The 11,999-nt window shown below is 61.4% G+C and carries 9 protein-coding genes; 4 read left to right on the top strand and 5 right to left on the bottom strand.

Annotation, left to right across the window (positions count from 1 at the left end):
- The first annotated feature begins 19 nt into the window (after positions 1-19).
- From NKI49_RS01270 to NKI49_RS01260, 3 genes are all read left to right on the top strand, one after another.
- Positions 20-430 carry a DUF1036 domain-containing protein gene (locus NKI49_RS01270; RefSeq protein ID WP_352598132.1) on the top strand — a complete coding sequence of 137 codons (411 nt, stop codon included), beginning with the start codon at positions 20-22 and terminating at the stop codon, positions 428-430.
- Positions 427-2,796: a M23 family metallopeptidase gene (locus tag NKI49_RS01265; RefSeq protein WP_352598133.1), complete on the top strand. Its 2,370-nt coding sequence runs from the start codon at positions 427-429 to the stop codon at positions 2,794-2,796. The genes NKI49_RS01270 and NKI49_RS01265 overlap by 4 nt, the downstream gene beginning before the upstream one ends.
- Before the next feature lie 449 nt (positions 2,797-3,245).
- Entirely contained in the window at positions 3,246-4,874 is a 1,629-nt protein-coding gene (locus NKI49_RS01260) for a caspase family protein (protein WP_352598134.1), read from the top strand.
- A gap of 11 nt (positions 4,875-4,885) precedes the next feature.
- Here NKI49_RS01260 and NKI49_RS01255 read toward each other — a convergent pair whose 3' ends face one another.
- Entirely contained in the window at positions 4,886-5,422 is a 537-nt protein-coding gene (locus NKI49_RS01255) for an OmpA family protein (protein WP_352598135.1), read from the bottom strand.
- A gap of 192 nt (positions 5,423-5,614) precedes the next feature.
- On the opposite strand from NKI49_RS01255, the gene NKI49_RS01250 reads away from it, so the two are divergent.
- Positions 5,615-6,193 carry a DUF6931 family protein gene (locus NKI49_RS01250; RefSeq protein ID WP_352598335.1) on the top strand — a complete coding sequence of 193 codons (579 nt, stop codon included), beginning with the start codon at positions 5,615-5,617 and terminating at the stop codon, positions 6,191-6,193.
- 47 nt (positions 6,194-6,240) lie between these two features.
- Here the strand turns inward: NKI49_RS01250 and NKI49_RS01245 are convergent, their stop codons facing one another.
- The 4 genes from NKI49_RS01245 to NKI49_RS01230 form a co-directional block, all read right to left on the bottom strand.
- Positions 6,241-7,485 carry a caspase family protein gene (locus NKI49_RS01245; RefSeq protein WP_352598136.1) on the bottom strand — a complete coding sequence of 415 codons (1,245 nt, stop codon included), beginning with the start codon at positions 7,483-7,485 and terminating at the stop codon, positions 6,241-6,243.
- Positions 7,486-7,492: 7 nt separating this feature from the next.
- Positions 7,493-8,599 (bottom strand): OmpA family protein, encoded by a 1,107-nt coding sequence (locus NKI49_RS01240; RefSeq protein ID WP_352598137.1) that lies wholly within the window; start codon positions 8,597-8,599, stop codon positions 7,493-7,495.
- Between the two features lie 250 nt (positions 8,600-8,849).
- Positions 8,850-9,209 (bottom strand): hypothetical protein, encoded by a 360-nt coding sequence (locus tag NKI49_RS01235; protein WP_352598138.1) that lies wholly within the window; start codon positions 9,207-9,209, stop codon positions 8,850-8,852.
- Positions 9,206-11,755, bottom strand: coding sequence for a caspase family protein (locus NKI49_RS01230; protein ID WP_352598139.1), 2,550 nt, complete (start codon positions 11,753-11,755; stop codon positions 9,206-9,208). The genes NKI49_RS01235 and NKI49_RS01230 overlap by 4 nt, the downstream gene beginning before the upstream one ends.
- Positions 11,756-11,999: the final 244 nt, after the last annotated feature.

Raw genomic sequence — 11,999 nt, 5'->3', positions numbered from 1 at the left:
GCTTGCCCTGACGGGCCACATGAAGCTCGCGATCATCTGGGGCGCCGCGCTGCTGGCTCTGCTGTCATCGGGCGAAGCACGCGCCGAATTCACGGTCTGCAACCAGACGCTCGACGTCGTCAATCTCGCGGTCGCCCAGAAGATCGACAATGCGGACCAGACCGACGGCTGGTGGACCATCGGCGCAAATCAATGCGTGAACGTCATCCGCGAAGAACTGACGAACCGCTACATCTACATCTATGCCACGGACGTGTTTGGCCATGCGATCCTCGCCGGGTCGACCGAAATGTGTATCGAGCGACGACGTTTCTCGATCCGCGGCATCGACGAATGTTGGCAGCGCGGCCACATCGCGGCGCAATTCCTCGAAGTCGATACGCTCGAACAGGCGCGGTGGACGTTCTTCCTGACCGGAAGCAGCCCGTGACGCACAGTATCGACACGAGCTTCAGGCAGAAGAAGCAGGCGCGCCTTGCGCTGCGCAGACGCAAGCTCTGGCGCCGGCTGCTTGCCGGTCTTGCTGCGATTGTCTTGCTGTCGATCGCCGTGGGCTTCTACCTCACCGCGGACTATTGGTCGTTCGGCGACGAAGACGAAGACCTTCACGCGGTCGAAGGGGTGGACGACGTGCCGGCCGATGCATCGGTCTATGTGCCTGCCATCATCGACCTTGCCGGGGATCCGATGTGGATTACCCTTGCCCCCGACGCCGACACCACGTCGAAAGGCCATTCGATCGCGAGACCGGCGAATCTCGATCAGGCCGGGGTTTCTCCGCAGATCGAAATCCTGTCGGATGTGATGCTCAGCGCCAGCGAAAAATTCATGACGACGATACCGTCGACGCAGGAGGACTTCGCATTCTTCCAGGCGCAACGGCAGGCCGCCCAGCCTCCGTCCAACGATCTGCAGGACGATCTTCAGCCACCGGCGGGGGACCTGCAGAACGATCTTCAGCCCTCGCCTGCTCCCGACGAGGCTCCGGCTGCGGCGGGACAGCAGATGGGCACCGACGATCCCGAAGCCGGCTGGGGTGAAACGATCGATGCAGGCGAGGCAGCCCTCCCCGCATTCCAGAAGACGCAGATCGAAGACAACACGAGCGTCGCAATCGTCACGAAAGAGTACCAGCGGTTCGAAGCGACCGAAGACACGTTCGTGAAAATCCTCAATGACCGCAGCCTGGACAGCGTTGCGCTCGATGCGCATTTCTCGGCCGAGGACGCCAAGCTGGCAGGCGAAGCGCTGAAGGCGCTTTTCAACCGGGGAGGCCTGGAACCGGGTTATGTCGTCGCCATACGTGGTTTCAGGCCGACGCGCGAGACGCCGACAATGTCGCTCATGCAGGTGTCGATCTACGCCAAGAACGTCTTTGTCGGAACGCTGACGCGCAACGCCGCTGGGGCATTCGTATCGGGTGTCGATCCCTGGGTCCGCGAAGATCTGTTCAACTATTCGGGCGCACCGCAGGAAGGCGCGCACAAGCGGCAGTATCGCCTGCTCGACGCAATCTATTCGACGGCGGCACGCAACAAAGTTCCAACCAGCGTGATCGGCGAAGCGATCATGTACCTGTCGAGAGGACAGGATCTGGACGCCTTCGCCAGCGAGGATCAGCGCCTTGTCCTGATCTATTCGCAAACGCCGCGCGGTAAGAGCGAGACCGACGGACGCGTGCTGTATGTCGGTGTGCAGGGTACTGAAAAGAGCCTCGAATGCTTCGTCTTCCAGCAGAGTGACGGTCAGTTTGCATGCGTTACCGGCGATGACCAAGTTCGCTCGCTGACGGTCACCAACGGCATGGTCACGCCGGTCAATGGGGTCATGACGTCCACCTTCGGTCCACGCAAGCACCCAATTCTCGGAGTTGTTCGCATCCACAAGGGCGTCGATTGGGCGGCCCCCGTGGGTACGCCGATCGCAGCCGCCTTCGACGGCGAGATCACCTTCCAGGGCGACGGCGGCGGCTACGGCAACCTGCTCAAGATTGCGCATGCCAACGGACGTGAGACGCGCTACGCGCATATGCAGAAATTCGCAATCGCAAGCGGTGTCGGCACAAAGGTGAAGGCCGGCGACATCGTTGGCTATATCGGCACCACCGGCCTGTCGACCGGGCCGCATCTGCATTTCGAACTCTATCAGAATGGCGAGGCGATCGATCCGCTCGGCACGGTGACCGCCGCCGCGGTGGCAACGAACGATACTGCTGTCGAAACGCTGACCGAACGTATCGTTCATGTCGAAAGTGGTGGCAGCGCCCGTGCCAAGAATCCAAATTCTTCAGCAACCGGCGCAGGCCAATTCATAACGAAGACCTGGATCAGGATGATGAACACCTACCGCCCTGAACTTGCGCGAACGCTGTCGACCGCCGACCTGCTCGCTCTGCGCTACGACGCCACGATCTCGCGCGAGATGGTGCGTAATCTGGCACGCGAAGGCGAAGCCTATCTTCGGGCACGCGGCCACCAGATCACAGCCGGTCGGCTCTATCTCTGTCATTTCCTGGGAATGGAAGGCGCGCATCAGGTGCTGGCGGCGTCGGGTGGGGCGCAACTGAGCGCCGTACTGGGATCGGCCGTCATCCAGGCCAACCCGTTTCTCACCGGCAAGACCGCCAGCTATGTGGTGGATTGGGCAGAAAGGAAAATGGGCCAAAAGCTGAGCCGTGTAGCCACGCAAGCTGGCCCGGAGACAACGACCAGCGAGATCCGCCAGACATCGCCGGAGTTCGAAAAATACAAGCAGTCCGTCACGGCCCTCATAAGCTCGATTCAGAATACGCTCTGAACCTGCCCGTCGCGGCATGGGTCTCCAGGGCTCCGAACTCAGCTTGGCAAAAGGCCTGATGACGCCAACACCAGCGGTGCCGGCAGCTTTCATTGTAGGATTTTTTTCCTTGACTTCGTAGCCGCAGCTATGGCAAATATTCATTCACGGTGCAGGTTTCGCCAACGACCGCACTGCACAGGCAGGTTTTTTTCGTTTGACGCTTCTCAACCAACCCTCCGGAGAACCCGTTGACCTGGGTTCGTTGCACTGGATGGGTCTCTCAGACTATTGGTGCTCCTGCTGCCTAGTGTTATTATAGGGTAAGTTTTTTCGAGCTTTGTGAACCAAAACGGCGGTCAGGATCACATACGCCCAAGAGCCATTTTTGGCATAAGCGACCTTGTCGCTGACGAGATTTAGCATGCGCAGACATCAATAGTGCGCCCCGGTGGGCGGAGGGTTGATCCATGAAAGCGTTCGCTGTCCTTCTGAACGGCATTATCCTGTTTTGCCTTGCCGCGTTCAGCGCTGAGGCCGCCGCGCCCGACGCCAAGCGCGTCGCGCTGGTGATCGGAAACAGCAAATACGTTCATGCGGTTACTCTGCCCAACCCCGCCAACGATGCCCACCTCATCGCATCGACGCTGCGCAACGCCGGCTTCGAGGTGATCGAAGGGGTCGACCAGGACAATGCGGGCATGCACAGCCTCATCAGCCGGTTCACCGAACAATCCTACGATGCGGACCTCGCGGTCATTTTCTATGCCGGCCATGGCATGCAGGTCGACGGCAAGAACTACATGATACCGGTCGACGCCGAGTTGACCTCGCCGGCCTATCTCAAGACCCGCACGATCCAGATCGACGACTTGATGGCTGCGTTGCCACCAGACCCGGCAATTGGCGTCATCATCCTCGATGCCTGCCGCGACAATCCGCTGGCACGGACACTGGCGGCCTCGCTGCCGAAAAGCCGCTCCACCTCGTTGGGCACCGGTCTGGCGCCGGTCGAAGCAAAATCGGACGGCGTCGGAACCGGCGGCCTGCTGATTGCCTACGCAACGGATCCGGGCGCCATCGCGTTCGACGGCAACGGCGTCGACAGCCCGTACTCCACGGCGCTCGCCAGGCATCTGACCGAACCCGGCGTGGAAATCCAGAGCGCGCTGACGCGCGTGCGCGGCGAGGTGACCGAAACCACGCAAGGTCGCCAGAGGCCCTGGCACAACGCATCGCTGGGACGCGAGGTTTTCCTGGGAAAAGCCGTTGCGGCAGCGGCGCCTGCCGCAAATCCCGTGGCTGCGGCATCGAATGCGGCAGCAACATCCCCTCCCGCCACTGTTGCCAGTGATCCTCCGTCCTGGGAAGTCGAGCAACGCCTTTGGGACGAGGCTTCGAAGCGCAATTCAATTCCGTTCTACGAGGCCTATCTCGACCAGTTTCCGAACGGCCGTTTCGCCACCGTGGCGCGGCTGAACATCGACGAATTGAACGACCCGAAAGCCCAAAACCGGCAGATCGCGGCACTCGATACGGATCAGGCGAACGCCAGTTCCGGCTCTGCCGTGCGCACCTCGGTCGGCGTTTCGGACGAGGTGAAGCAAACCCCGGGCACGGAACTGACGGAAAGCGCGATCGGGCTTGATCGCCAAGGACGTATCGACCTGCAATTGCGCATCGAAGCGTTGGGCAACGAGCTTGGCCGCGTCGACGGAAACATCGGCCCTCAGACCCGTCAGGCGATCGGCATCTGGCAGGCGAAGAACGGTCTGCCGCAAACCAACTATCTGACGCGCGAGCAGTTGTCGTTCCTCGTGATCCAGACAGATCCGATGATGGCAGCCGTGCGCGCCAGATACGCTGACGATCAAGCCCGCGCGGCGCAGCCGAAAAAGCAGGTGGTGCAGAAGGTTCGCACGCAGCGGCCGGCGGTCCAGAAACCACGTAAGCAACAGCAGATCGTTCAGAAACGTCGCAACCGCGAAACCGTGGTGCAAAGAGACGATCCGCCGCCGCCTGAAGACAACAATGACTTCCTGACCAAAGCGCTTATCTTCGGGACCGGCATTGCAGTGGGCGGCGCGCTCAAGCCGTGACGGCAGGCGCGCTACTGCGTCTTTATCCGCATTTCCACGCGGCGGTTAACCGCATCGTACGGGTTGGGACTGCGCGGATTCTTTTCGCCCATGCCGATCGCGTCGATGCGGGCAGCCTCGACGCCGCGGGCTGTCAGGAAGGCCGCCACCGACTGCGCGCGCCGTTGCGAGAGGCCTTCGTTGTAATGCACCGTGCCGGTGGCGTCGGTGAACCCTTCGACGACGAAGCTGAACGTGCTTAGCCGCTTGTCCTTCAGGGCCGTGGCGAACTCGTCGAGTTCACTACGCGCTGTCGCGTCGAGTTCAGCCGAATCCAATCCAAAATTGATCAGCATATCGAGGCTGGATTTTTCTGCCGGCGCGTCCTTCGCCTTGGTCTTGCCACTGCACTCCTCCTCGGTCCCGACGCAAATTCCACGCGACTTGCCGAGGTCGGCGGCACCAGCAAAAAACTTCACGATGTCTTCTGATTTCTGGACCGGGTCGGCGAAAGCATGGGTCGGGAAAAACACGACCGCCAACACAAAGGCTGAACTGCCCCACTGCATAACGGTTACTCCTGTTTGAGCATCCGATTTCGATGATGGGTGATCGTACCAAATTCCAGGGCAATTGTCTGTCGATAAAAGCTGGGAGCAGGGATAGTGCCGGCGGTTGTTGCCGGATCACCGGTTGAGACTTGACCAGCGCCGCGCCTGAGGCTTGAGTGGCCGAAGCTTCTCGATGAAAGCGTGGCGGTCATGGCCAATGGGCTCCGGTTCAAAACGGCACGGGATCTTTTCATGGCTTGTCCTGCTGCTGCCCGGGACATGAGAGCCCTTCCAACCGAACAGCCCTCGATCGCGTTTTGCCGCGACCTCCTCGCCGGGCGCGTTCCCGAGGAAGCGATTACGTTCTGTGCCTACCTGCTTCCCGAGCGGGCCGCGGTATGGTGGGCGCATGAATGCCTGAGCCACCTTACAGAGCTGCTTCATGAGACCGATCACGAATTGCTTGCGCATGTTCGCGACTGGGTAGGCGAACCGGACAGTCCTCGCCATCGGGCGACAATCAGCTCAGCCGCGGCGACACCGCCAACGACCCCGGCCGGCTGGATTGCGCTGGCTGCGGGATGGCGTGACAATGGCTCGGCCATGGCCGAGACCATGGTATCGGCCTTGCAGCCATTTCCTGCCGCTCATGCAGTCAATGCCGGAATTTTGGCCGGACTGGCCCGTGTCGCGCTCGCGGACAGGTTTTCCGTTCTTTCGGCATTTGTCGAAATGGGCATCCAGATGGCCGAGATCGAGGCGCTGCGCCAATCGGCGGATGCCTATTAGAGCCTCCATCCCGACAGAAACTGGACGGATGCCATCTTCGTCCAGCTTTACTTGCAGCCGCCCTGAGCCCATTTGGCAAGCGCCACCTTGAAGCGCGTTCCAAGCGGATGTTGCAGGCGCAAAACAGAGACATCGTTGGCGGCGAAATTCTTCGCTTGGTCGCACAGCCTGGACTCGTTCCATTGATGGCAGCCGTCGCAGTGCTTGCCCTCCCAGACCGATTTGTCCAATCCCTCCACCGGGCTGAACAGTGGCTTGCCCTTGATCAGCTGGGCGATGCTCTTGCCGTCGATTGCCGGATCGCCGAAATCGATTGGATGGTCGAAAGAGATCGGAGCGTCCGACTCCAGCCTGGGGATCTTCCGACGCAGCACATCGAGCGCAAGCTGGTCGTCACTTTGGCCCGGCGCGCTTGCAGCGCCGGTGTTGCGCGCCTCGGAACCACCTTCGGTCTGAGGTGCGCTCGCCTCGCCCACGATCAATGGCGCATTGAGATCGATCTTGTGCAGGACGACCTCCGTGGTCAACGAAAGGTTGATCCAGGGACGCTGCTTGCCGGCGGTTGCCTTGAAGACGTCGCTGGTCACCTTGTTCATCGCTTCGGTGATAGAGACGTTGGGTGCCCCGATGTTCTGGAGTAGCGCCGAGGTGAAGGGCGAATGTTGGCCAGACCCGTCATAGGCGAGTTGATTGGGACTGGCGGCGAAGGCGACGAGTGTGCCGGCGCCGCCATTCTCTATCGGGATCTCGGCAAGGCCGCTGCTTGCGCCGTTGACGCCTGCGGTCTTCGCCAGCACCTCGGCGAGGGGGTTGTCGCGGCAAGCGTCGAGAAACACCAACCTTATGCTGGTCTCCCGCGACATCTGGCGCAAAACGAAATCAACCGACACGGCCTCGAAATCGAGGGAGGTTTCGTCCTCCAGCGCGGCGTCGACCGGGAGCAGGTAGTTCTTGCCCGAGACCTGCAAGCCGTGGCCGGCGTAGAAGAACAGCGCGATGTCGGCGCCGCGCACCTGCTTTGCGAACTGGGCAATGGTTGTTTGTGTCTGCGATTTGGTCTGATCGAAGCCGGAAACGACTTCGAAGTCGAGCTTCTTCAGGCGTTCGGCCATGGCCTGGGCATCGTGCACCGGATTGGCGAGCGGCGCCGCGTGCTGGTACTGGGAGTTGCCGAGGACAAGCGCGACGCGGCGCTCGGCATTGGCGATCGTCGAAGTCAAAAGCAAGGCGAGCACCGCAAGGCCGGCGGCGCGAAAGAGGCCACCGCAACGGGCGATCAAATCGAACCTCACCGGAGCCTCAGTTCACGAGCTTGCTGGCGGAAAATTCGATCCGCCGATTGAGTGCCTTGTTCTTTGACGTGTCGTTGGCGGCAACCGGCCGCTCCTCGCCATAACCGGCGGCGCTGATCTGGTTGCGCGGAACGCCCGCGGCAATCAACGCATCGGCAACCGCCTGGGCCCGCCGCTCCGACAACTGCTTGTTCGCCTCCGGCGAACCGTCGGCATCGGTATGGCCAGAAATTTCGACCTTGAGGCTCGGGCATTTTCCGACGACGCCTTCGACCTCCGTCAGCAATGGGCGGCTTTTCGCATCGAGCCGCGCGCTGGCGAGGCGGAAGTAGATGGCGCCGGTGCGCGAGAGCACGGCGAACCTGTTCAGGCATTCCTCGTCGCTGAAATTCGCCTTCGCGGCATCGGTGGCAACTGGGCCCACCTCGGCCGAACTGGCCGCGACTGTCTGGGTTGCGGCCGGCTTGCTGCCGTCGGCGGTGAAGACGAAGTCGAACGACACCGACGCCGTGGGCACGATATTGGTCACATTGGCAGCCTGCTGCAACTTGTCGACATTCGGCAGCAAACCGAAATCTTCGACATGGACAGCGACCGGAGCTTCCGAAGCGACCGACACCATGTTGTCGCCGATCATGGTGACGACGATGCTGGCCTCGAGATCCTTGTCGACGCCATGCAGATTGAGACGGAAAGGCAGCGTTGACTTCACCCTGCGCTTTGTCGCGAGATCGGCGAATGCGGCGGGATCCACCTTCGCCGTCAGTTCGGCCGTCGGGTACTTGAATGTCTCGAAGAACAGGAAGCGCATGCGGACATTGCGCAGGTCGACGCCGGTATCGACCGAATTGAGGTCGAAACTGACCTTGGCGTCACCCGCCGAGCTGAGCGTGCCGGTGATGTTCCTGATCTTGTTCGTCTCGACGATCGTGTTCTTCTTGACCGACTGGTAGGTGATGACCGAAGCGGACGGATCAAGCGTCCAGTTCGGCGCGGCGTTGGCGGCTTGCGAGCCGAGCAGCAGCAAGCCGCAAAGCGCGACGATCAGGCCGAGACCTTTTGTGGTGAGGTCCCTGGACCCCGTTTTCCACCAGAATGCGACGACTTCGAACATGGAACGCCCCCTGCCCAGGACCACCGTATCGACACGACACCAAGCGGGAGCATAGAGCACTTGCGACTGCTTGGCGAGCAACTCCACTGGTCTTCCGCAAAGGGGAAAATACGCGTACGCCTTTGACGAAAAGGGAGGGAAAAGGCGAACATCCGGACACGAAGTCAGCATCGGGGTGATTGCGGCCCTGGTTAGCAGTGATTTCCCTATCTGGCCGCCCCCGGGGAATGCCCGAGCGCCAGCCTTCTCCTCACCAGGGACCGCCGCTGTTGTTGCCTCCGGTGCTGCTGCCTCCAGTGCCGCCTCCGCTGGCGCCGGCTCCACTCCCACCACCTGTGGTAGGAACGATTACGACAGGCTCATTCACAGCCTTTTCCTCAACCGGCGTGGCAACTTTCTTGGTAGCCTTTGCCGCCGCCTTCGTCTGTTTAACCCTAGGCGGAGGCGTCGTGCGAACGACTTTCGGCTGAGACTTTGCCACCACCGGCGTTGGCTCGGCTTTGTGCATTAGGGACGTGCAGCCCATGAGCACTGCCAAGACGCCGGAGAGAGTCGTTCCGATGAGTGCTTGCTTCAATGCCCTGCCCATTATTGTCTCCTCGTTGATCAAAACACGTCCCGACGCGGGTTGGCTTCCTCCCAGGCCCGTCTGGCCGCGCCGACCAGTTGATCATCCAGCGAACCTGACACGGGAAGCTTCGACTTCAGTTCTCCGCGCAGTTGCTTCAACGCCGCTGTTTTCGCCTTGGTGCCGAATTTTGCCAAGTTCACCCGGGCCTCTGGCAGTTGGTTCCGAAAATCCAGCGCCGCAGCGAATGCCAGGAATCGCACGGCGATCGCCTGATCGGCTTTGTCGCCCTTCTGCGTTTCGAGAGCCGCGCGGTCCATGGCACCGAACTGATCGCCCCGCATCGTTCCCATCTCAAACAATCTTTGTGCTTCCGCGAGGTCGCGCTCCACGCCGACGCCGTCGCGGTACATGCGAGCAAGGTGGCTCGGAGCGAAGGGCTGGCCGAGCGCTGTAGCTCGCCGGAAAAGCGCCAATGCGGTCTGTGGGTTCTTCTCAATTCCCTGACCGTACAGGTAGTTGCGGCCGAGCAGGTTCATCGAATACATGTCCTGGCGCTGGACCCCGGCCTCCAGGAAGGCGACGGCGCGGGCCTGATCGGCAGTCACGCCGTTGCGACCCTCGGTGAATATCTCGGCGAGTGCGTTCATGGCGTAGGTGTGGCCCATCGCCGCCGCCTTGAGCAGCAGGTCCAGCCCCTTGCTGGTATCGCGCTCGACGCCGATACCGTTGAACAAGGAACGGCCCCATGCCATCATCCCATAGGGATCGCCCTTGTCCGATGCGGCCGCGAAAAAGGCGTTGGCTTTTTGTTGGTCGACCGCAACTCTGGTTCCCGTGGTGTAAAGATAGCCGAGTTCATATAAAGCGCGCACGTGCCCCTTCTTGGCGGCCTCCCCGATGGCTTTTTTGGCTTCATCAAGCTTGCCGGCTGCCAGCAGCGCGCGACCGAGTTCGTAGCGGAAGCGCGGCACATCCGGATAAGCCTTCACCGCAGCCTCGCAGGCCTCCACGGCGCTCGCGCCGATTTCGTTCGGCAGCAGGCCGGGGACTACGCCTTGCAGATCGAGAGGCTCGCCGGCAGCCTGATCACAAGGATCGACGCTTGGCGACAGCTTCATGGTGGCGGGCTTGGATGAGCTGCTGGCGGCCCGGATCTCAAAGCCGACCTCGACCGGCTCTGCGGCACCGATCTGGGGTTCGTAGCGCAGCTGGTCGACCTCGTCCGCCATCAGGCTCGACTCCGGCGACAGGGCACGATCCGGCAGGGACAGCGTACCCGTCGCCGGGTAGCTCGCAAGTTTCAGGCTGACGGCGGGGTCCTTGGTCGGGAAGTCCAGCTTCAGCGAAACCGGGCCTACTCCCACCGGGACGCTGATCTCGCGATTTTCGATCGCCTCGGCGGCGCCGGTGATATGGATGCCGCGCTCCAGCACCTGCTGTTTCTGCTCGGTCTCAAGCGAGGCCACAATCCGTTCGCCCTGGGCGCCTTCGCCACTCCTGACGCGAAACACCAGGATGCCCTGGGTTTGGCCGCCCCAATTGTCATGCGTGGCGTAGGCCAGCATATCCACCTCGTCCTGCGCGGCGTTCCCCTTGGGGATATCCATTTCCAAACGCGGCAGATCCTTGCCCTGGATAGGCTGGCCGACCGCGACAGCCTTGCCGTCCAGCAGCAGGTGCCCGAAAGCGGGTGGTCTCTCGATGCTTACGGTGATGGCTCCGCCATCGACATCGACTGGTTCCGGCAGGTCCAGAGCAACAGGGCCGACACCCGACGGCACGACCTTTTCCAGAACCGGCGGCAGCGAGGGCCGGCTGGTGCGGCGCATCAGGACAACCTCGTCGATGAGCGAGGAGTTTTCCCACGGAACCTGCTTGCCGTCGGTGGCCTCGACCACATCGCGGCGCACCGCGGCCATGACCGTGCGTATCTCCTGGTTCGGAGCCAGTGCGCGCCTGGAGAATGCAGATGAAAACGGGCTGAGGTCTCCCGCTCCATCATAGGCAACCGCCCCTGGCTCGGTGGCAAAGGCAATCAGCGTGTTCAAGGAGCTTTTGACCTGTGCAAGGCCGGTGTTGCCCGCCGTGATCAGCTGGTCTCTCAGCCAATAATCCTTGCGCGGAAACGGATTGTTGCGGCAGGCATCGAGGATGATCACCTGGATCTTCGATTTCGCGCGCAATTGCTGCAGGACATCGTTCAGCTTGACCGCCTGGACCTCTATGTCGGCCGCATTCTTCAGCGAGGCGTCCACGGGGATCAGGAAATTCTCACCACCGATCTGAAACCCGTGACCTGAATAGTAGACGACGGACAGATCGGCGCCGTCGGCCGCCGCGAGGTAGTTGCGGAACTGCTCCTCGAACCGCAGCTTTGTGAGATCCTTGGCGACGAACACCTCGAAGCCGGCCAGCCGGAACGTCTTGGATACGTCGTCGGCATCCTTGTCCGGATTCTTGAGGGCGGGGATTTCCCGGTATTCGGAATTGCCGATCACCAGGGCGACCCTTCGATCGGCCGACGCGTCGAAAGCCGTAAAGATCGCTACGAGGAAGACCGCGATAAGCCCGCAAAGCCGGAGCATGGCAACTGCCTCAACCGCTGCTACCCGACAACCACAATCCCCCAGCTTGCGGTATCAAGGTCCGTTGAAGAACTCACAATCTGCCGAGACGGCAACAGAGTGAAAGCCGTCGCGACAGCAGGCACTTCTCCATCCAAGTAAGTTCTAAATTAGCTCAGAGGCGAACCATCCGCAATGAGTGTCGAAACGCAATGAGTGTCGAAACGCACCGGAGTCCGGGGCCGACGCATTTGCGAATCTCATC

This window comes from Mesorhizobium sp. M0587 (genome assembly GCF_040320945.1).
Lineage (GTDB): Bacteria > Pseudomonadota > Alphaproteobacteria > Rhizobiales > Rhizobiaceae > Mesorhizobium.
The sequence above is the reverse complement of the archived record's forward strand: the minus strand, read 5'-3'. Positions and strand labels throughout refer to the sequence as shown.